This is a genomic window from Psychromonas ingrahamii 37 (assembly GCF_000015285.1).
GTDB lineage: Bacteria > Pseudomonadota > Gammaproteobacteria > Enterobacterales > Psychromonadaceae > Psychromonas > Psychromonas ingrahamii.
The window spans coordinates 115056-138573 of the sequence record NC_008709.1 but is presented as its reverse complement, the minus strand read 5'-3'; the positions used below and the strand labels follow the sequence as shown (position 1 = coordinate 138573).

The window sequence follows — 23518 nt, the reverse complement described above, 5'->3', positions numbered from 1 at the left end:
ATTTTTTCCTTCTTATTAGTACGTCACTAATACTTTTCCAACAAAAGTTAAAACGCTCTACCATTATTTTTTCCTTATCGTGAGCACGCCACTAACGCCCGACTTACTGTTATTTAACGCGCCTTGCTGTGCGCTTAAATGCTCAGGTAGTTCAGCTGCAAATGTTTCAAAGGCCTGAAAACTTGGCGCAGTCAGTGCCAGCTGCAGCTCCTGTTTTTTACTGTCAAACTTCAAGCTGGAAATTTCGAATTCTTTAAGAGACATAAGTGCAGGTGAAAGATCATCAAGAACAGTTAAAAAATCAAATTCCACACTACTCCCTTGAAGTTCTTTTAACATTGTATCGAGTTTATAATTGATACGCGCATATCTTAATTTACTTTCCCGAGGAAATGCTTGGCTATAGATAGTTTCGACCTGTTGCTGGATTAACTCGGTTTCAGCTTGAACTTGTAAGGTGTGGCTATAAATATTGAGCACTGATACGATAAAAAGCAGGACGCCAGCAGCAGCTGGAATTCGCCATTTTTTAATATATGGGCTCACTTCTTTTACGGGTTTAAATTCAGCGGTCAGAAAATTGACTGGGTTGTTTTTAGTCCCAATGGCTAACAACTCCATCGGTAACATGGCGTCATGACTCGACCACTCTGCAACTGAATCTTCAATAACAGGACTGTAACTTTCAATCCGTGGCACCAAATCCTCGTCAGCTGAATTCTTTAACTTGCTCTCTAAAATGGTGTTAAGCATAGAGTGATCACAACTCCAGGCGATATTTGCAGTTTCTCTTATTAACCACTGCTCTCCAAGCTTTATCGCCTGCCATTTGCCATCTTCAGGTAAGGGTAAAGTTAGCCCTTCAGGAATAAACTGTTTACAATTAATTTGTGCTTTTTCCAACCAGTCAATCCAGTCATACATTTTTTGTTTATCACAAATAGCCACATGCACAAGATGAGTCTCTTTGGCAATGACATTAAAATGCAGCTTTTCCACATCAGAGGCTAACTCCTCTTCAACTAAATACGGCAAAGCCTGTTGCATTTGACGATTAAAAGCACCTTTAATGACCACTTTTTTGATGCAGATATCCACACCCGGCAATAAACAAATAACCCGTCGTTGGAATGCTTTTTCCGTCAGCAAGCTCAATTGCTCGGCATTATCCACTTCACCCGATGCAATAATTTCATTTTCACTATCGGACCATATCAGCCAATAATTTTTTTGTGAAGCACTGCTTGCTAAGCGAATAATTAAACGTTCATTCACCAAATTTCTCCATTTTAAATTTACGCTTTGTAGATCTGATTTAAGATTAGATTCATTTAAGACCGCCTGATTGATAGCGGATTACCTTGGCTTGTTGTGCTTTGATCTGAAAGGTCAGATCAATTGCAAGTAGTCGATCGGCAAACTCTGTAATGCCCCTTAATTGAAAAAAGTCACTGGTAACACTTAATTGCGTTTTTAGCGGTGCCGAAATTGACACTCCCTGAAAGAGAGGCATAGCCAGAAATTCATCAACATTTGCCCAGCCACTTATCGGTCTGTTCTGAAGCAAATTTTGCAGATTATCAATACTGATATTGAGCTCATCTTTAAATAAAGCATAGAGTATTTCTGCTTGTTCAATATCCACCGTATTAACGTTTATTTTCTGCACACGGCTTGGAACGGCACACAAATAAGGCACTATTTTTTCGTATGTTTTTGGTCCAACACCCTGAATACTGCGCAGCTCACTGATATCGGTCATTAAATTATCCGCCGTTAAATGTGGAACCCTCTTTGCCTGATAAAAACTATCTTCAGCCCCCAGAGCTGCGTCGTTGCTGTCATCTTCGTCAATCCAGTCCCGTGTAGATTCGGCAATCATCTGCGCACCATATTCACTCACACCCAGCGCCGCCAGTAAGTTTTGGAATTGCCGCAAAGGGATAGCTGGGGTACCTTCCTTATCCGGCGACTGCAGGGCATTGACATTAAAACAGCTGCGTAAATCCCTCATTCTTCCTCCGATGTTGCCGTTTTCCAGAGGAAAAACCATGTTTGGGATTGCCCACAGTTGATCCAAACTAACCACTCTGCTATCTGAAAAATTTTGATCTAAAATCTTTTTCCCAAGCTCCGCGGACGCCTGACCATACCAATATACTTTTTGTGAAAAAATTAACCCCTCGGTGCGTTTTAAACTCATGGTCAACCGACCGGTCATTGTTGCGGCAACGGTTACCATAATGGCTAAAATCATTAATACTGTAATTAATGCAACACCACGTTGCTTTTTGTTATACGACGAAGCCATCACTCAATAACCTCACCAGATGAAACTAAAAAAACGCGTCTGATATTCGCAAAATATTTGCTGGTAAAATTAATTTCGATACCTTGCGGCAGTGTTTCTGCCGGTGACCAACTCTCTTTCCAGCCATTGCTCCAAACACGAAAGCTTAATTGTTCGATATCCTTTAATAATACTTGCACTTCTGGCTGTTGTCCGGAAACAGTATCCGGATAAAGAAAATACAAACGCTGCAGTTGCCCATCTTGCAGTATGTATCTGACCCTTAAGATATTTGAGCGCGGTAATAAATTTAACGGATTTGTCCAACCCAGACGGTTAAATTCTATGCCCTGATCCTGCGAAGAGAATAACCCTTTGCCGATAGTTAACGCGCGTAACTCTTCTTTATCTACCCCTTCCTGGCGAGATTTTCGGGCCACTATCTGGGTGAAATCCTGCTCGATAATAAGCATCGCACGTTGCAGCTCTGTTAAGCGTTCGCTGTGTGTTTTACTTATTTCACTACTGCGTAATACCCCCTGCAATACTTGATAAGCCGCCAAACTCATCATTGCAAAAATGATGATCGCAATCAAGACTTCCAGTAGCGTAAAGCCTTGTATTGATTTTTTATCTGTTCGATTAGGGTTTGACAATGTAAGTCCTAATGTAAGCCAGCGCGTTACCGTCTTTTTTATCACTCACTTCGATATCCAACGCTTTAAAATTATCATCGACGGTGACAACCCCCTGGTAACGTGAATACCAAGTACTACCAGCAAAATCAACTTGATCGGAGCGCCAGGTATTCGATGGCCACTCGTTCTCTAGCTTCAGTTCCGCTAATCCATTGCTGGCAATCCACAATGCAAAGGTTTTATCCTGCAGATAAGCCTGGCTATTTAATGCACCTGAAGCAGCGTTCATAACAGCGAGTCCTGCTGTCGCTAAAATAACCAGTGCCAGCAGAACCTCAAGTAAGGTCATACCGCTGTCTTTATACATAACCGAGTTTCGTTCTGATTTCATTCTTTACTCAACTCTGTGAGAGAAATCGCACCATTCATACTCACGGAAACTGTTATTGATTGTTTTTCAGGATCATTATCAGCCTTCGAAAAGACCAATGAAAAAGGAGATACCTCACCACTGGACATCACATAAATCGGTGGATTTAAAGTTTTTAGTTTATTATCATCTTCAATATCAACACGTTCCGATTCTTCAATAAAACTGTCCTGATCTGAGCTGCTTATTTCACCCCAGACCGAATCGGACAGGCTATATTCAAGGCGGATAAGCTCAGGCAATTCGACTTTTTCCTCTATTTCACCCACGCGAGCGGCTAGCCAACGTTGCTTTGAATAATCATAAACAGCGAATTGGTAACTGTTTTTTTCAATCACTAACCCGAGCTCATTACCCGAAATAAGCGCCTCATCTTCGGCCAATTGTAATAACGTTGCGAAACGCTGCGCCTGCCAACGGGCATTGTTTTCAGTGCTTAAAGTATTAGGAAAAGTCATCACAACCGCAAGCGAAGCCAAACCAATTAATAACACCACCAACATCACTTCCAGCAGAGTAAAGCCGTGTTGCTGGGGATTTTTTAAATGCTTTTTATAGCGTAAAATAGGGGTTATTTCCCATCCAGGTTCCAGTTACCTATATCATCATCGGTGCCTTCCTCGCCATCGCGGCCAACAGAAAAAACATCAATTCTACCCTGCTCTCCCGGGCTCACCAGTATATAATCATTGCCCCATGGATCCTGAGGAAGGCGTCTGATGTAACCCTCTTCTCGATAATTACGCGGTGCGGGTGTGCCGCTCGGCTTTTCAACCAAGGCATCTAATCCTTGATCTGTAGTGGGATAATAACTGTTATCTAAGCGATACATATCTAAAGCATTTTCTAATGCAACCAGATCCGACACCACTTTTTGACGATCGGCTTTGTCCTTATTACCCATCAAATTAGGTACTACTAGGGAGGCTAATATTCCTAAAATGACAATAACCACCATAATTTCAAGTAAGGTAAAACCTTTTTGTTGATTTTTGTTTCTCTTCACTATCTTGCCCCTAGATTTTGTTATTCAAATTTAAACTTGCCAAACATCAGGTTAACGCGATTATCACCTTGGCAATACGCGCGTTAACCTGACACCATATTATTCAACTGCAAAATGGGTTGTAATATTGCCATGACGATAAATAAAACGATACCCGCCATGGAGATAACCAAAGCGGGTTCAAAAATACCCAGTGCAATGGTTACCTGTGCCGCAAACTGTTTGTCCTGATTATCAGCAGATCGTTCAAGCATATTACCTATTTCTCCACTGCGTTCCCCGCTTTTTATCATATGTAACATCATTGGAGGAAACAATTTTGTACTGTCTAAGGCTTGCCCTAGACTTGTGCCCTCTCGGACACGCTCCGTCGCCTCACTGACTTTGAGACGTATAAATTGGTTGCTTAATACATTTCCGGCTATCGACAGTGCTTCTAATAAGGGCACGGCACTGCTATTTAGAATACTCAAGGTACGGGCAAAACGAGCAGTATTCAGTTCGTTAGCGACACGCCCAACAACGGGAAATTTAAGCAGTTTCTGATCAAACAATAACTGATTAGCAGGTTTTCTAAGTAACCTTTTGAAAATAAACAGTGAAGCAAAAATAAGGATAACAATAATTAATCCGTAACTGTTTAAGCCATCGCTGGCGGCGATCAGAAACTTAGTTGAAGCGGGTAGATCTGCGCTCATATGTTCAAACTGCCCAACCACTTGCGGCACCACTGAGGTTAATAAAATAGCCACAACAGAAATGGCGACTAAGGTTAATATCAGCGGATAAATCAATGCCTGCGTCATTTTGCTTTTCATCTCTTCGCGTTGCTCTGCGTAATCTGCCAAACGATCCAGTACCTGATCAAGATGTCCTGATTTTTCACCCGCCGCAACCATCGAGCAAAACAGGTTATCAAAAATCAATGGAAATGCGCGCATGCTGTCTGCCAGGCTATTTCCTTCAAGCACTCCGCCCCGTACCGAGACAATCATGCCCTTTATGTTGGGTTTATCACACTGCTCAGCCACTGCGTGCAAACATTCCTCAAGGGGAATGGCTGATGCAACCAGAGTCGATAATTGACGCGTAATTAAGGCTAAATCAGCGGTTTTTATTTTTTTACTGAATAGACTGCCTCCTTTTTTTGGAGACTCGTTGCTAACAACTTCAATTTCAAGGGGAGTTAAACCCGCTGTGCGTAACTGGTGCCGCAACAAGCGTGCCGAATCAGCTTCTTCAGTACCTTTTTTCAGTTTTCCTCGATCATCCATTGCTTTATAAGAAAATGTTGCCACGTTAATCCTCTCTGCTTACACGTAGAACCTCTTCCAATGTGGTTACTCCTGCTAACACTTTAGCTAGACCATCATCGCGAATACTGGGCGTACGCTGACGAATTAATTTTTCGACCGCCTGCTCTCCTGCTCCGGAATGAATTAATTCGCGAACCTGCTCATCAACGATTAATAACTCATGGATACCGGTACGCCCTCTATAGCCGGTTTGATTGCATTGAGAGCAACCTTTGGCTTTATAGATACGCGCATTATCTTTTTCCTGCAAACCTAAAATCTGCTTTTCTTGTGCTGTTGTGGTGTGCGTTTGTCTACATTCAGGGCATAAACGCCTGACTAATCGTTGCGCTAAAACCCCTAATAAACTGGAAGATAACAGAAACGGCTCAACTCCCATATCATGCAAACGAGTCACCGCACCCACAGCACTGTTAGTGTGCAGGGTTGATAAAACCAGATGTCCGGTTAAACTGGCTTGTACGGCAATCTGCGCGGTTTCTAAATCACGAATCTCACCAATCATAACAACATCGGGATCCTGACGTAAAATTGCCCGTAATCCCCGCGCAAAAGTCATGTCCACTTTGGTATTTACCTGAGTTTGTCCGACACCATCAATGGCATACTCAATAGGATCTTCAACCGTGAGGATATTACGATCTTTCGAGTTTATCTCTAATAAACTGGCATACAAGGTCGTACTTTTACCTGAACCTGTTGGTCCTGTGACCAAAATAATGCCATGGGGTTTATGAATAAGGTCGCGCACCAGTTGGTGATTTTCTTCTGTCATACCTAAGGTTGCAAGGTCTAATTTAATGACATTCTTATCCAATAAACGCAGTACAACTCGCTCACCATGACTTGAAGGCATAGTTGAAACACGCACATCAACCGCCCGACCACCAATACGTACGGAAATACGGCCATCCTGTGGCACCCGCTTTTCAGCAATATCTAACTTCGCCATTACTTTAATACGAGAAACCAATAAGTTAGACAACTTACGTTGTGGTTTAAGAATTTCTCGTAATAAACCATCAATACGGAAGCGAATAACTAAACTATTTTCAAAGGTTTCGATATGAATATCGGAAGCTTCTTCTTTAATAGCCTCACCCAACATAGCATTAATTAATTTAATAATCGGGGCATCATCTTGTGTTTCTAATAAATCCTCATCCAGAGGCAATTCATCTACCAGAGTAAAAAGATCATCACTGCCAATATCTTCCATCAATTGTTGTGCTTGAGAAGAAGAAGTTTGATAAGCCGTTGTTACTAACTGCTCGAAAAGGACATTATCTACCTGTTTTAAAGTAAATTCACAACCGATCGCACGACGCACTTCAAGTATCAAATCAGCACTCGGGGCTTTCTTGTAACAAAGCTGTGCATTCTCATTTTCGTAAAAAATCACTAACTCATGTTTTTTTGAAAATGGGAAAGGTAACTGACCACCCGGCGTGACTTCAATAAGCTCAGCTTCATTGAGCGCCGCCACCACCTGCAAAGTATCTTGCTCAGGCGTGATCATTAGTTCACACCTTCTGTTGTTGGTTTTCTGATTTTACTTTCTGACTTGATGAAATGATCCGGATTAATTTCATAACTTTGCCCCCATTCAGGCAGGATGGGAGGAGTAGCGTTAGGCATCAAATTAATACCAGTATCACGCTGTTTTTCCTGAACAGCTCGAATTAAACTATATTTCCGCGTACTAAGATTCATCATAGTCTGATCATCCCGGATAATGGTTGCGCGCAGGAAGATCATTAGATTGCGTTTTTCTGTGCTACTTTGAGTTGATCTGAAAAGGAATCCCAACAAAGGAATATCCCCCAATAAAGGCACTTTCTGAACAGTCTCTTTGACAGTTTCATCAATCAAACCACCAATTACGATGGTTTCACCTGACTTTGCTAATACCGTTGTTTTAACTGAACGAGTCGAAAAAATAACATCCACGGCGGAAGTATCATTTTTAATATCTGAAACCTCTTGTTCAATGATCATTTGCACTGAATCCCCTTCATTAATCTGCGGGGTCACCTTTAATTTAATGCCGATCTCTTTACGTTCAATGGTTTGGAATGGGTTATCATTAGTTGCGCTGGAAGTTGAGCCGGTTAAAACTGGTACTTCATCACCGACAATAAAACTGGCTTCCTGATTATCCAAAGTTGTTAAGCTCGGTGTCGCTAATATATTAGAGGTTGTGGCGCTGCTTAATGCCTGCAGCACAACACCCCAATTGGATCCTATATAACCGGCGATTCCTCCGGAAATGTTGCCTATTGCTGAAATAGCCGCATCATTGTCCTGTGTACCCGCTACAATGTTACCAGTCGTGACAGCACTATCCTGGAATTGTGTGCCACCATTGGTGGTTCCCCATTGAACGTTAAGATTAATACCATCACCTTCAGAAACCTCGACAATAATAGCTTCTACTAAAACTTGCGCACGGCGAATATCTAATTGACGAATAATACTGGTTAATGATGACATCAGAGCCGGTTGTGCAGAAACAACAATCGCATTAGTACCTTCATGCGCTTCAATACTGAGGCCCCCTTGAGCAGAGCCCGATTGGCCTGCCGCATTTCCCTGGGGACTATCAATACTTTTACTAACCCCTTTTAATACATCAACTACTTCCTGAGCACTTGCATATTTAAGGTAAAAAACCTGTGTATTACCCTCATTCAACAGTTCAGCATCTAATGATTTAATTAACTTAACAATGCGCGATCGCGATTTAGGTTCGCCGCTGATAATAACCGAGTTAGTACGTTCATCAGCCACTAATTTAGGCTGTAAAACAGATGAGCTGATATTTTTTGCCCCGCTTGACGATCCCTGAATCGCATCAACAATTTTAACCATCTCCAGCGCGCTGGCATATTTAAGTTTAATGATATCAACTTCCTGATCACCTGCCTTATCGACCCGATTAACAATCTCTACCAAACGATTAACAACAGCAGCTCGGCCGGTGATCATTAAGACGTTGGAAGGGTCATAATGCACCACATTACCCCCGCCGGCATTATCATTTAATTGCCGCAATAGAGGGGCTAACTCACGCACGGAAACGTTAGTAACAGGGACTACCCGGGTCACCATTTGGTCACCGATATAGGTTGTGCCATCATCAACAACAGGGATAGCAGCTGTTTTAGCGTCCTTGGCTTTAACTACTTTGACTATACCATTCTCCATTTCAACAGTAGCGAAGCCATAAACCTCTAAGACATTTAAGAAAAACTGATAATACTGTCTTTCATTTAACAAATCGTAACTGCGTACATTGATGCTGCCACGCACCGACGGATCTAATATAATAGTTTTATTTAAATTTTTACCAACGATATTGATAAACTCATTAATATCCGCATTTTTGAAACTGGCCGAATATTCAGTGGCAGATACACGCCCTGCATTAATCGCACAAATCAATAAAACCAACAAACTGAAAATTAATTGCTTAGATAATTTTTTTTGTATCATGAAAAGATTCATCTTTATTAAAACTCCAAATTATTACTGTCACGGCAAATTAACTATTTACGCTCTACAATATAGTTTACTGCAATCATCATCCATGCATGTAAGCTATGGAATACTAAAATACAGCTCATATAACTGACCTTCGCGGTCAACTGTTAAGCTAATCTCGGTCATTGTTGGGAACTCTTGCATTAAAGACATCGACTCTGCCATATTCGTGAGATCAACGCCATTTAACTCGACGACCAAATCTCCATTTTCTAAACCGGCCTGTTCAAATAAGGCCGGATCACGACCGGGAGTGAGGCGGTAACCTTTAATTTCACTTCCCTCTCGCACGGGCGAAATATTAATGTAGTTAGTTAACTTACTCGGATCTTTTAATATTTCGCTACGGTCTAAAGCGATTTCTTTCATTGGGGCTTGAGTCGGCGTTTCTTTGGAGGATCTATTATTAGCCGTATCAAATCCATCCAACATTAAGATCTGATAAGTACCATTTTCATCAAGAACGATATGATCCTCATAAATTTCATAAACGAAAGCACTTGTGCCTTCGATCTTAGAGTTAATAAAATAACTGTCCTGCCTTCCATTATTGGCAATAATTGCACTCGAATATAACGGGTCAGAGGCAGCAACCACACCAGCCAACGTTAAATTCAGTTTTGTTGCACTCATTGTCTCGGGCAACAATCGCTTTTTAGGCTTAGCAGCAGGTGCGACAGTTTTCCCAAAAAGCTGCAGGCCTTTGAGCTTGTCACTATCAATATTATTAGCACTATTTAGCCCGGTTATTTCGGGCATAGCCCACTGCCCTGCAGATTTTTCAACAGGCAATAACGACCAGGTAAACAAGGCAAGTTGGTATGCTAACAAAGCAACTAACAAGAGCAGTACTATGTTTGGCAGTTTTTGTAAAAAAATAGATAACGGCACTAAAATATCCTGTTTTATTTGGAATTTTTAATTAAAGAGGGAGCAGATAAAAGTAATAGTTATAGTTATACCTGTTCACTTTTTTATTTAGAAGAAGAACCTAACTCTCCTAAATAAACTAATTCCCATAGGTTATGACTAAAACCCCATACCCTTGACATGTTAGCGTTATATATCAGACAAGTACATAAATGGAACATTGTAGATAAGAAAAAAACCAAATGTGACCCTCAATAAGTAAGATATGGTTTATTTATTGAGAATAGGCAAAAAAATCATGGTGAAAAATGCTAATTTGTTATACTCAAGATTTATCGATAGAGGTTGAAAAATGACTGATAAAAAGATTCGTTTAGATAAGTGGTTATGGGCTGCCCGTTTTTACAAAACACGCAGCACGGCGCGAGAGATGATCCAGGGCGGCAAAGTACGCTTTAATGGACAACGTGCTAAAGCGAGTAAAATAGTAGAACTTGGTGCAGTATTATCAATCCGTCAAGGCGAGATGATAAAACACGTTTCAGTCGAAATTTTATCTGAGCAACGCCGCGGCGCACCTATTGCCGAAACCTTATATAAAGAAACAAGCGACAGTATAAAAAAACGTGAGGAACACCAAATATTACGCAAACTAAGTTTACAAAATGCACCGCATCCTAATAAAAAACCAGATAAAAAACAGCGTAGAGAGTTAATCCAAGCCAAAATTGAGCGTAACACAGCTAACTTCGATTAATATTATACAGCTATTTGTGAACACTAATAAACCCACAGCATAAAACCAGCACAACAGTGCAGAGAGTAAAAAATCATGAATGACCAACTACAACGCTTTATTTTTGATGCCTACCAAATTCGGGGTGAAATAGCCCAGGCCCATAATAGCTTTAACGACATCATTAAAAAACATGATTATAGTACTGAAGTCGCTAATCTTGTTGGTGAGTTGTTAATCGCGACCAGTCTAATAACAGCAACATTAAAATTCAATGGTAAAATTACAGTGCAGTTACAGGGTGACGGGCCGTTAAATACGGCGGTCATAAATGCCAATCAGAATCTGGAAATCCGTGGTACCGCGAATGTTACCGGCGACACGACGGGTTTGTCTTTTAAACAACTTGTTGGTAAAGGGCACTTAATGATTACTATCTCACCTGAAGAGGGTGAGCGTTATCAAGGGATTGTGGCTTTAGAGAAAGATTCGTTAAGCGAATGTTTAGAGGATTATTTTATTAAATCGGAGCAATTAGCAACGCGTATCATTTTACATGCCAGTGTTAAAAACAAAGCACAAGCAGCAGGTTTATTATTACAAACTTTACCTGCTGTTGATGAGAACCATGAAGCGGATTTTCAGCATGTTTCCGCATTAGCTTCTACAGTGAAAGAGGAAGAGCTCTATACCTTATCAAACGATGAATTACTGTATCGTTTATATCATCAAGAAAAAGTGCGATTATTTGAAATTCAACCAATTAGCTTTAAATGTAGCTGCTCAAAAGAACGCTGTTTAACATCGCTAGCTTCAATCACAGCAGACGAGATCCTTGAAATGTTGAATGAACAGGGCAGTATTGATATGCACTGTGAATACTGTGCGAGTGATTATCACTTTGAGAAGGATGATTTACAAATATTATTGCATGACGAACAGGGCCTGCAACACTAAGAATAAATCCCCAAGGGGCAGCTGCTTTAAACCAGAAAAGCAGCTGAGTAACACAAAAACCGAGAATCAGTTGCATTATATTCATGTAAATGTCCTTTCTTTAACAAAAATCTCTCATTATTTGAACTAGATCTCCTAAATACATCCTCTAATACCTTACCCTGTAAGTCTCATTTTTATACAATTTAATGGCTAGGCAATATTCATTAAATAAACACTACCTGAGGGAAATTGAACATGGCTACGACGAACACATTTTCTGCTGAAACATTAAGTCAATACGGTATCACAGACATTCCAGAAGTTATCTACAATCCGAGTTATGACAAACTCTATGAAGAAGAGATAGCAGAAAATTTAGAGGGATTTGAAAAATGTACCGTCACTTCAAATGGTACTATCGCGGTTGATACGGGTATTTTTACCGGCCGCTCCCCAAAAGATAAATATATTGTTAAAGATGATACTACTCGCGACACAGTTTGGTGGAGTGACCAGGGTAAAAATGATAATAAAGCTATCGATCAGGGGACTTGGGATTATTTAAAAAAAATCGTAGCCAAAGATCTTTCCACTAAACAACTCTTTGTGGTTGACGCTTTTTGCGGAGCAAATGAAAACTCCCGCTTAAAAGTTCGTTTTATTATGGAAGTTGCCTGGCAGGCACATTTTGTAACCAATATGTTCATCCGCCCTACGCAAGATGAACTTGTTGATTTTGAACCCGATTTTGTTGTAATGAATGGCTCTAAAACAACCAATCAAGAGTGGAAATCTCACGGATTAAACTCTGAAAACTTTGTTGCTTTTAATCTTACAGAAAAAATTCAATTGATCGGTGGCACCTGGTACGGCGGTGAAATGAAAAAAGGGCTGTTTTCAGTGATGAACTACCTGTTACCCCTTAATGGCATGGCATCTATGCATTGTTCAGCCAATGTGGGTGAAGCTGGCGATACTGCGATTTTCTTTGGTTTATCAGGTACCGGTAAAACCACCCTGTCAACGGATCCAAAACGTAAATTAATTGGTGATGATGAACATGGCTGGGATGATGACGGTGTATTTAACTTTGAAGGTGGTTGTTACGCTAAAACTGTCCGTTTAAGCGAAGAAGCTGAACCTGAGATTTTTAACGCGATTAGACGCGATGCATTACTTGAAAATGTGGTTGTCGGCGCTGATGGTGTTGTCGATTATGATGATGCAAGTAAAACTGAAAATGGACGTGTTTCATACCCTATTTATCATATTGAAAATATTGTAAAACCTGTATCGAAAGGCGGCCATGCCAAGAAAGTTATTTTCTTAACTGCTGATGCTTTTGGTGTTTTACCCCCAGTTTCCAAACTGACTAAAGCGCAAGCGCAGTATCACTTCCTGTCGGGCTTTACCGCAAAATTAGCAGGTACTGAGCGTGGTATTACCGAGCCAACACCGACCTTCTCTGCTTGTTTTGGAGCTGCATTTTTACTGCTACACCCAACACAATATGCTGAGCAGCTAGTTAAACGTATGGAAGCAAGTGGTGCAGAAGCATACCTTGTTAATACAGGTTGGAATGGCTCAGGTAAGCGCATCTCAATCAAAGATACTCGTGCCATTATTGACTCTATCTTAAATGGATCAATTGAAGACGCACCCACTAAAACAATCCCATACTTTAACCTGGAAGTTCCATTAGCTTTACCCGGTGCTCGCAGCGACATTCTTGATCCGCGCGATACCTATGCAACGCCTGCCGAGTGGGAAACAAAAGCAGAAGAATTATCAAATCTGTTTATTAATAACTTTGCCCGTTATACCGATAAAGCAGAAGGGCTAGCCCTTGTTTCTGCAGGACCACAATTAACCAAACTACTTGTTTAATTTATAAAAAAGGTTGAATCTAAGCCAGTTAAGTTCCCTCTTGACTGGCTTTTTTTTAATTAAAATATCAATCATAGACTCTTCTACCCATTATTCAACTGCCCAAGCAGATGGATGACTAACTGCACTGCCCCATCTTCGCAAGCCTGAATCCGTGGGTAATCAAGCCGATCCAATTGCTTAATAACCGTTGTTAAAGAATCGTTGCTCAGCTGCGAAAGCTTTATTTCGACAAAAGGTACCCGTGCACTTAAAAACTGGTTTAAAAAGGGTGTTTCTGGCCAATCTGGACGTTCGATACTAATGACCCTTACTTTTTGATATTTGGCGATAGCCGCAATTTCACAATAGGTGCCATATCCAGGTTTTGTTAAAATCAGATCAGAGCAGCTAAGTAACTGTAAAAAAGAGAAAGGTAACTCAGTTAATTGACTCATATCATCACGCAACTGACCGGCATTCTGATCCACCAGCCAATGCCACCCTGTTATGTGAGGCCAATTTTCAAGATCCAGTCGCATTGGTAAACCACCCAATGCGACTAAGCCAATTTTATCTGTACCGGCCGGTAGTTTTTGCAATAACGGCACAGAGGGGAGCGGTGGGTGATCACAGATACTAGCTACCTGTATTTCTTTTTCCTTAGTAAAAGGCACCGAGGGCAAAGGTTTATAAATGAAATCAACCTTCTCATAGATAGAGACCATTTTATCAAAAATAGATTTTGCCTTATTTATTTCTGGTTGCTCGGGTTTAAGGCAATAGGCTTGATAAATTTGAGCCCAATTAAAAGGTGCAACCGACGCCGTAGGGATATTCAACTGCATCGCCGCATCCAAACTAACAGGTGAAATATTGCTAATCAGACAGTCAGGTTTAATCTGTTCTAAAATCAGCTTCTCTTGCTCAACAGCCTTCTGCCAGTTGTCATAAAGAGATAAATATTTAAGTGCACTTGCTTGTACATCCACCTCAACGGGAGAAACCATTAACATACCAAAATCATTCCCCAACGGGATCAATTCAAACTCACAGGTCAAGCGTGACTGCAAATAAACTCTAGAAACTAAACTGAGCACAGTAATTTTTATATTAGGATATTTTTCTTTTACTTGATTAATAACAGCGCATGAAATTGCGGCATGTCCAAAGCCATGTGCGGTTATCGAAAAACACAGATGCATAAAAAACTCCATTTAAAACTGTTAAAAAAACAGCAAAAAAATTAAAAAAAACACTGTTGCAGGGTGCTCACAGCTTTACAGATAAAATTTCAAGCAGTATGGTTAGATAAAGTATACCACTGTGTTTACATTGGTTTTGCATATGAAAAATTAGAAAGAGCAGCCTCACTGTCTGCAGGCAGGGTAACCAGAAAATAAGACTCTTTTTCACAAAGGCGGTTAATTTTTTCTGTTATATAGCCCCTTTAATAATTAATTTTTTCTCCCTATTTTAAAACCAGTTATAAAACAAGCATGTTATTTTTTTATCAATCTTGGGAATTCTATTATGAAAGTTGCCATGTTCAGTACCCGCAATTATGATATTAAACATTTCGATCCACTATTAGCTGTTCAGCAGGAATCAATACAGATAAAGTATTTTGATACCCGCTTAGATATTCATACCAGCCAACTGGCTAAGGGTTATGATGCGGTCTGTGCATTCGTGAACGATGATCTCGCAGGTCCTGTATTAACTGAACTCGCAAGCCTAGGCATTAAGCTTATCGTGATGCGCTGTGCCGGTTTTAACAATATAAATTTAGCGGTTAGCAAAAAATTAGGCCTGACTATCATGCGCGTGCCGGCATACTCACCGGAAGCCGTTGCCGAACACGCTATTGCATTAATGATGACCTTAAACAGACGTATTCATAAAGCTTATCAACGCACCCGTGATGCCAATTTTTCACTCGATGGATTAGTTGGGTTTAATATGTTTGGTAAAACCATGGGTGTTATCGGCACAGGTAAAATTGGTCTTGCAACCATGCGTATTCTAAAGGGATTTGGCTGTGAGATTTTAGCTTATGATCCCTACCCATCTGCACAGGCAATTGAACTTGGCGCTAACTATGTTTCATTAACAGAGTTATTTACACGAAGTGATGCTATCACCCTGCATTGCCCGTTAACTGACGATAATTACCACCTGCTTAATAGAGAATCTTTTGCGCAAATGAAAGAGGGCGTGATGATCATTAATACCAGCCGTGGCGCTTTAATAAATGCCAAAGATTCAATCGATGCGCTGAAAAGTAAAAAAATAGGCGCATTAGGCTTGGATGTTTACGAAGAGGAAGACTCTCTTTTTTTTGACGATCACTCCAATGAAATTATCACCGATGATGTGTTTCGCCGTTTATCTTCGTGTCACAATGTTATCTTTACAGGTCATCAAGCATTTTTAACCCGAGAAGCCTTAACCAGTATTGCCCAAACAACCCTGGATAACTTAAACTGTTTTGCTTCAAGTAAACCTAATGGTAATGAAGTGAGTTAAATTTTAGCGGGCATCAATAAGCATTTTTAATCCGAGAAGCATTAACCAGTATTGCCCAAACAACCCTGGATAACTTAAACTGTTTTGCTTCAGGTAAACCTAATGGTAATGAAGTAAGTTAAATTTGAGCATTAATTAATAGTTGTAAAGTATCAGTAAACTATGGGCATAGTAGGCAGCAGTGATCCCAGTCAAGCTTAAAGTATGTACTTACTATCAATATGATAACTTAATGACCGGATGAGTTTATAACGCTAACATTAGATCATAACAAAGCGCTGGCGCTGCAAAGGGTAATTGAAGCGATCTGGACAGCTGCTGTTTTTGTGGAAAATGAAGCGCCACAAAAAGTATTAAAATTAAAAATATTTCCCATCACTTCATTAAAATAATCAAGGGATTAGAGTATTAATGAGCACTAACAACAGAGGCTTTCTTTGCCCTGTCTAAAATTATTTGGGTCAATATAAGATATTTAGCTTAAGGGAGTATCTCTATGCAGTTCTTTGATGATTTCAGTGATTGCCAGAATCAATGAGGACTTAATGACCTGTCTATTCTGCTCCAGTTTCATTTGCACTATATAATGAGAGCTTTCTTCTAATTGATTATCACCTAAGTTGGGAGGCAGTATTTTAGCCACCGCACGAATAGCATTTAAACGTTCAATGAGAGCAAGTGAAAGAAACTCTATTGATTCACCTTCTGACTGAACAAATTCTTTTAACCCAATAAACTTCTCAATATCCTGATAGGAGCCCTGAGATAACAGCCCCAATCCGTATAACAGTTTGATACGAACAGGTAAATGAGCCAACGGACCATCACGGCTTAATAAGGGTTCAACAGCATATTTCACTGCATAATCATCTTTTCTAAAAACATTTTGAATTAAGATATCAACAGCATCTTCAAAAAGATCAAAACTGGCGGTAAAAAAATCATAGGGTGTTTCTGCTTCAGAAAGCGTTTCTACAATATCAATATCAAATTTTAAACGGGCAAATTTTGTCATAATTTTTCTAATAAAATAAATAAGTGCCGCAAAAGCGGCACTGGAATTGAGTCATCATTTTAGGCTTTGGTAAGCTTGTTCGACCAGTTTAACAGTTTCACTGTCAACAGCCAGCCCGGAATAATGTGCTAATGTTGCAGCTAACCCCTTTTCCGCGAACATGGCCTGCAACTCAACGGCTTGAGGATCTTGATCATTTTTATATAGGAATGCTGCAGCAATCCCCTTAATTAAATGCCCATTAGGTAAGCCATACTCTAATGTACCGTTAAGAGGCTTAATTAAACGATCGTTTGCACTTAATTTACGGATTGGCTGGCGACCAACACGATCCACCTCATCGCGTAAATAGGGATTCGCAAAACGACCTAATATTTTTTGAATATAAGCCGCGTGGGCTTGTGGGTCAAAACCATAGCGACGTATTAAAACTTCACCGCTTTCCTGCATAGCAGCGGTTACATCGGATCGAATAGCCTCATCTTCAATTGATTCTTTAATAGTCTCGTAACCGGCAAGCACACCTAAGTATGCAGTGATCAGATGCCCGGTATTTAACGTAAATAATTTACGCTCAACAAAGGCCATTAAATTATCAGTGCATTCCATCCCTTTAATAGTTGGAATTTCACCTTTAAATTGTGTTTGGTCAACAATCCATTCGCTAAAGGTTTCAACGGTTACTGCTAATGGATCCGTTTCTCCCGCTTCAGCTGGCGGTACAATACGATCAACAGCACAATCAACAAAACCAATAGTCTGGTCAGATTGAACATGCAAAGACTCGGGTAGATATTTGAATACCTGCGCTTTTAGCTGGCTGGTACCACGAACCATATTTTCACAGGCAATAATATTTAACGGAAACTTATTGCCGCTGTTTAAACGCAGCTCGATAGCATCAGCAATTGTTTTTGCAATAATATTCAATACGGTAGGGCCTACCGCCGTGGTGACTAAATCAGACTCTGCAATCAATTTAACAATCTCAGAACCAGCCGAATTAACAGCAGTAACATTAGTTACTTTTTCAACCACACAGTCTGCACCAACAACATTTACATCATATTCATTTCGCGCTATCAGGGCATTTACAACCGTTTTATTGACATCGGCAAAGGTGACTTTAATACCTGCATCCGATAAAACTTTACCAATAAAACCACGGCCAATATTACCCGCGCCAAAATGTATCGCTTTCATAATAAATATTTCCCTAAAATTAAAAAAGGCTAGAAAATCTAGCCTCGAATATTTAATCGGCCACCTCAATCGAAGCAGCTACCTTAAGAAGCTTCTAGTTATTTAAAATTTTCAGTACATCTTCTTTATTAACTGTTGTTTTTAAACATTCTATTGCTTCTTCATCATCAAGTGCATTGGTGATGGCGGTGATCACATGAATATGTTGATCACCCTGCGCTGCAATACCAATAACCAGAATTGCAACATCGTCTTCATCTTCACCCCACTGAATACCTGCCGGGTACTGACAAAATACGATACCGGTTTTAAGAACATGTTTTTTTGTCTCAATAGTACCGTGAGGAACCGCTATCGATTCACCTAAATAAGTTGATACTAATTTTTCTCTATCAAACATACCCTGTAGATATTCAGGCTCAACATAATTCAAAGCAATCAACTGCTCACCAGCAAATTTAATCGCCTCTTCCTTGGTTGCAGGTTTAAGCCCTAAGAAGATATTTTTATCGGTTAATTTCAAAGGACCTTCAGACTTTTTTGCATCACCTTCTGGTGCATTTGCAGCAGGTGCATTACCGGCAGATTTAAGATCTTTCACCAAATTGTCATACATCGCATTATCTAAGAAATTAGTTAATGAAATATGCTGTGCATTGGGCGCATGCTTACGTGCTCTGTCGGTTAAATCTTTATGAGTAACAACAATATCAACATCACCGGGTAAATCATTGATCGCAGTATTAATCACTTCAATATTTAAATTTGCAGCTTGCACTTTTTTGCGTAATAGACTTGCGCCCATTGCACTTGAACCCATACCTGCATCACAAGCAACAATGATTTTTTTAACGGCAGACATATCAACGCGGTCATTTCCTGTTGCTTGACCTTTAGCGCTTTGCTTCATGTCGCGCATTTGGTTTGCAGCTTCTTCCAGTGCAACTTCATCACCGGCAACCGTTTTTTGTGTTTTCATCAGAATAGATGCCACAACAAAAGAAACAGCGGCAGCAGCAGCAACAGATAGAAGAATACCCATATATGCGCCTTTAGGCGTCATGGCTAAAACAGCAAAGATAGAACCAGGAGATGCAGGAGAGATAAGACCGGCATCGAATAGAGTAAGAACGAATACGCCTGTCATACCACCTGCAATAACAGATAGGATAAGACGCGGATTCATCAATACATAAGGGAAGTAAATTTCATGGATACCACCAAAGAAGTGGATAATGACGGCACCAGGAGCTGTTTCTTTTGCAGAACCTTTACCGAACACCATGTAGGCTAAAAGAAGACCTAAACCTGGACCTGGGTTTGCTTCAATTAAGAAGAAAACAGATTGACCAAGAGACTCTGACTGCGCAATACCCAGCGGCGTAAAAATACCATGGTTAATCGCATTATTAAGGAACAAAATCTTTGCCGGTTCAACAAAAATAGAAGTCAAAGGAAGCAGGTTATTGACCACTAAAACATCAACACCAGCAGCAAGGGCTGTCGATAACATTTTAACAGCAGGACCAATCACTACGTAAGCAATAATCGCTAGCACCATACCAATAATACCGGATGAAAAGTTGTTAACCAACATTTCAAAACCGCTTTTCACTTTACCGTGAATGGCAGCATCAAATTTCTTAATTGCCAGGCCGCCTAACGGACCAACAATCATCGCACCCATAAACATTGGAATATCTGTACCAACAATCACACCCATTGTCGCTATTGCACCTACAACGGCACCACGCTCTCCGGCTATAATTTTACCACCGGTATAACCAATTAAGAGCGGCAGCATATATTTGATCATCGGCCCAACCATGGTGGCTAATGTTTCGTTAGGTATCCACCCCGTTGGAATAAATAATGCGGTAATTAAACCCCATGCGATAAAGGCGCCAATATTTGGCATAACCATATTTGACAATAAGCGACCAAAGTTTTGTACTTTAATCTTGGATTGTGATGACAGCATAATTTGCTCCGAGTGTCTTTCTTCACCTAAAATGGGTGAAATAATTAATGAGGTTAAACTTTCTCCACTGAATCTACCATATTATTTCAAAAGCATATGCTGCACACAGCAATACGTGACAGTCAGCTCAAAAAAACAATAAGAACAAAATATTTAACAGATACAGATCACAAATATTACCGTAAAATTAAAACAAAACACATAAAACAGGCTAATACAAACCATATATTGAGATATAAGTCACACAAACCAAAATATCAGGCGACAATAAAAAAAGATACAGATCACAAAATCAAAACGACAACATGAAAATATAGGCATTACGCATGAATTTTCATGTTAAATACGCGCAAAAAAAAACCTAAAATCACTACAAAACAAAAAAACTGTAATTTTATTACACAATAAAACACGGAATGGTTGAGTGCTTATTTTCAAACAGAGCCCATTTTATAAACTAACGATATTTTCTGGAATCTTATTTTATTAAAGATCAACTAACCACAAACGAAGATGATTAAGCACATATTAATAACCTTAGTCTATTGCCAAACAGCACTAAATTATGGGAACATCTGAAAGATTAATGACCATTTGAACACCACTTAATTTAATTAACTAATGAGTAATCTAGATGTCTCAAGTAAAGACTACTTCCACCACACCCGGTATTGACGATCATGAAATGTTGACCGAGATTGCTATCCTCTATTATCAGGAAGGTGCGACTCAAGCAGAGATATCAAAAAAGTTTTCTATCTCTAGAATTAAAATTGGACGCCTGCTGCGTAGAGCACGAGAAGAGGGGGTTGTTGAGATTAATGTACGTTACCATCCCATCTATACGGCCCAACTTGAGAAACGCTTAATCAAGAAATTCAATCTCAAACGTGTCCTTATTGCGCTGGATCAAGCGAATAACGAAGAGCAGCGCAAACAGGTCGCGGGGCTTGTCTCAGCCTTTCTCGCTATCAACCTGCAGGACGATAGTACGGTCGCGGTTGGCCAAGGCCAAAATGTCGCGGCCGTTGCCGATCATGTAGGCCTGGTGACACAACGCAAGGCACGATTTGTTTGTGCTATTGGTGGTACTCATCGCAGTGGGGATAGCATTAATGCAGACCATATCTGTCGTCAACTTGCTAAAAAATTTGGCGGTACCAGTGAAACCTTGTATGCACCTGCCTATGTTGATAATCCCGAGACTCGCAACGCTTTTATTGCTCATAACACGGTTTCTGAAACATTAAAACAAGCTAGAAATGCAGATTATGCTCTGGTGGGTGTCGGTGATATGAATAAAAATAGTCATATGATTAAACTCGGATGGTTTACCAAGCAAGAGTTTGCAGAGGCGCGCATCAATGAAGGTATCATTGGTGATATTGGTGGTTTTGATTTCTTTAAATCTAATGGCCAAAGAGCGAACACCCGGTTAAGAGATCGGGTGATTGGTCTGGGCACCGAGGATTTACGCCGTATTCCAAATGTAATTGCCATTGCCAGCGAAGAAAGAAAATCCTTAGCTCTGGCAGGTGCACTGCGTACCGGCAGTATAGATATCTTAGCCACTAGCGTAAGTTGTGCAATGACGTTATTAAATATGGAAGATTAATCCTAAAAATAAGGACTGATTTAAGGTACTTTCCAAAAAAATTTACAAATTCAATATATTAGGAGATATAAGATAGAAGAGTACAAAAATACCAACTCCGCTAGCTATCGCATCAAAATTCCTCTTTTTGCTTAACATAAATAATAACCGACTTGAAAAGTGATCCAGATCCTGTTCTTCGCTTTTTATATTGACATTTTATGGTATAAAAATGAGTATATGTAAAACAAATGTTCTTTATACAATCATATGTTCAACCTCCCAGCAGATGGCTGCATAACAATAAATCGCTATTATTGCAGTAAATCCTATTGAGTCTAGTCCAAGCACAATATTAAGGCAGAATAAAAATGAGCAATAAATTAGATCAACTTCGTAAATTCACTACTGTAGTCGCCGATACCGGTGATGTTGAAGAAATCGCTAAATACCAGCCAGAGGATGCAACAACCAACCCATCTTTAATTTTAAAAGCCGCACAACTAGCAGATTATAAATACCTTATTGATTCATCGATCGCTTATGCAAAATCCAAGAGTGCAGATAAAGCGCAACAGATTGTTGATACTTGCGACATGCTAGCAGTTAATATTGGTAAAGAAATTCTTAAAATAGTACCCGGACGTATCTCTACGGAAGTCGATGCGCGTTTGTCCTATGATACTGAAAAAAGCGTTCTTAAAGCACGACAGTTAATTAAAATGTATAACGATGCAGGTATAAAAAATGACCGAATCTTAATCAAACTCGCTTCCACCTGGGAGGGTATCCGTGCTGGTGAAATCCTTGAAAAAGAAGGAATTAATTGTAATCTGACACTTTTATTCTCTTTCGCTCAGGCACGCGCATGTGCAGAAGCCGAGGTTTTCCTTATCTCTCCCTTTGTTGGTCGTATTATGGATTGGTATAAGGCCAAAGAAGGAAAAAGTTTTGCGGGCGTTGAAGATCCTGGTGTTATCTCCGTTTCTAATATTTACAACTACTACAAAGAGCATGGTTATAAGACAGTTGTGATGGGTGCAAGCTTCCGAAATGTAGATGAAATACTGGAATTAGCCGGTTGCGATCGCCTTACAATCAGCCCGCAATTGTTGCAGGAACTAAAAGATAGCAGCGGTGACGTTATTGAAAAACTGACGGAAGATGTATTACTCAAAGCATCTCCTGAAAAAATGACTCATGCTGATTTTCTGTGGCAGCATAATCAAGATCCGATGGCTGTTGAAAAATTAGCTGAGGGTATTCGAAACTTTGCGGTTGATCAGGGTAAGCTTGAAACCATGATTGCAGATCTTCTATAACAGTTTTCATCATAAAGCGGCTAATAAGCCGCTTTTTTTGCCTTACATTAAGAGTAAACAGAAAATGAGTGGCTTTGGTTCAACTTACCGTTTCACCTGAAGAGCTAACTATCATCTTTTTCATACTCTTTAATCTGGCGAAGATCTTTCCTGAACCACGACGCTCATTAAGCTGAGTTACTTTCAGTCTATAATTTTATTTTTCCATAAAAAAAACCGGTCAACTGTTAATCAGTTTAA

Annotated in this window: 20 protein-coding genes; 6 read left to right on the top strand and 14 right to left on the bottom strand. The window is 40.0% G+C overall.

The genetic code is table 11. From position 1 onward, the window contains the following. Nucleotides 1-63: 63 nt before the first annotated feature. The 10 genes from gspL to gspC all read right to left on the bottom strand — a co-directional run bounded on the left by gspL (nucleotide 64) and on the right by gspC (nucleotide 10114). Entirely contained in the window at nucleotides 64-1275 is a 1212-nt protein-coding gene (gspL, locus tag PING_RS00595) for a type II secretion system protein GspL (RefSeq protein ID WP_011768538.1), read from the bottom strand. A gap of 52 nt (nucleotides 1276-1327) precedes the next feature. Further along, nucleotides 1328-2311: a type II secretion system minor pseudopilin GspK gene (gene gspK / locus PING_RS00590; protein ID WP_011768537.1), complete on the bottom strand. Its 984-nt coding sequence runs from the start codon at nucleotides 2309-2311 to the stop codon at nucleotides 1328-1330. After that, on the bottom strand, nucleotides 2311-2946 hold the full coding sequence (gene gspJ, locus PING_RS00585) for a type II secretion system minor pseudopilin GspJ (protein ID WP_011768536.1): 636 nt from the start codon (nucleotides 2944-2946) through the stop codon (nucleotides 2311-2313). Before gspJ ends, gspK begins: the two co-directional genes overlap by 1 nt. Beyond that, nucleotides 2933-3319 (bottom strand): type II secretion system minor pseudopilin GspI, encoded by a 387-nt coding sequence (gene gspI / locus PING_RS00580; RefSeq protein WP_011768535.1) that lies wholly within the window; start codon nucleotides 3317-3319, stop codon nucleotides 2933-2935. The genes gspJ and gspI overlap by 14 nt, the downstream gene beginning before the upstream one ends. Further along, complete coding sequence (gspH, locus tag PING_RS00575) at nucleotides 3316-3924, bottom strand: type II secretion system minor pseudopilin GspH (protein ID WP_041765704.1); 609 nt, start codon at nucleotides 3922-3924, stop codon at nucleotides 3316-3318. The genes gspI and gspH overlap by 4 nt, the downstream gene beginning before the upstream one ends. 5 nt (nucleotides 3925-3929) lie before the next feature. After that, a complete protein-coding gene (gene gspG, locus PING_RS00570) occupies nucleotides 3930-4364 on the bottom strand; it encodes a type II secretion system major pseudopilin GspG (protein WP_011768533.1) in 435 nt (144 codons plus the stop codon). A gap of 83 nt (nucleotides 4365-4447) precedes the next feature. Next, the gene (gene gspF, locus PING_RS00565; RefSeq protein WP_157035274.1) at nucleotides 4448-5662 is read right to left on the bottom strand and encodes a type II secretion system inner membrane protein GspF; all 1215 of its coding nucleotides are present in this window, start codon (nucleotides 5660-5662) and stop codon (nucleotides 4448-4450) included. 1 nt (nucleotide 5663) lies between these two features. Further along, nucleotides 5664-7199: a type II secretion system ATPase GspE gene (gene gspE, locus PING_RS00560; RefSeq protein WP_011768531.1), complete on the bottom strand. Its 1536-nt coding sequence runs from the start codon at nucleotides 7197-7199 to the stop codon at nucleotides 5664-5666. After that, a complete protein-coding gene (gspD, locus tag PING_RS00555; RefSeq protein ID WP_011768530.1) occupies nucleotides 7199-9187 on the bottom strand; it encodes a type II secretion system secretin GspD in 1989 nt (662 codons plus the stop codon). The genes gspE and gspD overlap by 1 nt, the downstream gene beginning before the upstream one ends. Before the next feature lie 93 nt (nucleotides 9188-9280). Beyond that, nucleotides 9281-10114 (bottom strand): type II secretion system protein GspC, encoded by an 834-nt coding sequence (gene gspC, locus PING_RS00550; RefSeq protein WP_011768529.1) that lies wholly within the window; start codon nucleotides 10112-10114, stop codon nucleotides 9281-9283. A 331-nt stretch (nucleotides 10115-10445) separates the two neighbouring features. Between gspC and hslR the strand changes: the two genes are divergently transcribed. The 3 genes from hslR to pckA all read left to right on the top strand — a co-directional run bounded on the left by hslR (nucleotide 10446) and on the right by pckA (nucleotide 13655). Next, nucleotides 10446-10850 carry a ribosome-associated heat shock protein Hsp15 gene (gene hslR, locus PING_RS00545; protein WP_011768528.1) on the top strand — a complete coding sequence of 135 codons (405 nt, stop codon included), beginning with the start codon at nucleotides 10446-10448 and terminating at the stop codon, nucleotides 10848-10850. Between the two features lie 75 nt (nucleotides 10851-10925). Further along, nucleotides 10926-11786 (top strand): Hsp33 family molecular chaperone HslO, encoded by an 861-nt coding sequence (gene hslO / locus PING_RS00540; RefSeq protein ID WP_011768527.1) that lies wholly within the window; start codon nucleotides 10926-10928, stop codon nucleotides 11784-11786. 237 nt (nucleotides 11787-12023) lie between these two features. Further along, on the top strand, nucleotides 12024-13655 hold the full coding sequence (gene pckA, locus PING_RS00535; RefSeq protein WP_011768526.1) for a phosphoenolpyruvate carboxykinase (ATP): 1632 nt from the start codon (nucleotides 12024-12026) through the stop codon (nucleotides 13653-13655). A gap of 83 nt (nucleotides 13656-13738) precedes the next feature. Here pckA and PING_RS00530 read toward each other — a convergent pair whose 3' ends face one another. Next, nucleotides 13739-14839 carry a hypothetical protein gene (locus tag PING_RS00530; protein ID WP_011768525.1) on the bottom strand — a complete coding sequence of 367 codons (1101 nt, stop codon included), beginning with the start codon at nucleotides 14837-14839 and terminating at the stop codon, nucleotides 13739-13741. Nucleotides 14840-15167: 328 nt separating this feature from the next. On the opposite strand from PING_RS00530, the gene PING_RS00525 reads away from it, so the two are divergent. Then, nucleotides 15168-16163 (top strand): 2-hydroxyacid dehydrogenase, encoded by a 996-nt coding sequence (locus PING_RS00525; RefSeq protein WP_011768524.1) that lies wholly within the window; start codon nucleotides 15168-15170, stop codon nucleotides 16161-16163. 475 nt (nucleotides 16164-16638) lie between these two features. Here PING_RS00525 and PING_RS00520 read toward each other — a convergent pair whose 3' ends face one another. The 3 genes from PING_RS00520 to PING_RS00510 all read right to left on the bottom strand — a co-directional run bounded on the left by PING_RS00520 (nucleotide 16639) and on the right by PING_RS00510 (nucleotide 20362). Beyond that, nucleotides 16639-17178: an MltR family transcriptional regulator gene (locus PING_RS00520; RefSeq protein WP_011768523.1), complete on the bottom strand. Its 540-nt coding sequence runs from the start codon at nucleotides 17176-17178 to the stop codon at nucleotides 16639-16641. Between the two features lie 54 nt (nucleotides 17179-17232). Then, nucleotides 17233-18381: a mannitol-1-phosphate 5-dehydrogenase gene (locus tag PING_RS00515; RefSeq protein WP_011768522.1), complete on the bottom strand. Its 1149-nt coding sequence runs from the start codon at nucleotides 18379-18381 to the stop codon at nucleotides 17233-17235. A gap of 94 nt (nucleotides 18382-18475) precedes the next feature. Further along, on the bottom strand, nucleotides 18476-20362 hold the full coding sequence (locus tag PING_RS00510) for a PTS mannitol transporter subunit IICBA (protein ID WP_011768521.1): 1887 nt from the start codon (nucleotides 20360-20362) through the stop codon (nucleotides 18476-18478). Nucleotides 20363-20996: 634 nt separating this feature from the next. On the opposite strand from PING_RS00510, the gene PING_RS00505 reads away from it, so the two are divergent. Together PING_RS00505 and tal are read left to right on the top strand one after the other, a co-directional pair. Then, complete coding sequence (locus PING_RS00505; protein WP_011768520.1) at nucleotides 20997-21977, top strand: sugar-binding transcriptional regulator; 981 nt, start codon at nucleotides 20997-20999, stop codon at nucleotides 21975-21977. A gap of 350 nt (nucleotides 21978-22327) precedes the next feature. Next, nucleotides 22328-23278 (top strand): transaldolase, encoded by a 951-nt coding sequence (gene tal, locus PING_RS00500; protein WP_011768519.1) that lies wholly within the window; start codon nucleotides 22328-22330, stop codon nucleotides 23276-23278. The last annotated feature ends 240 nt before the right edge of the window (nucleotides 23279-23518 follow it).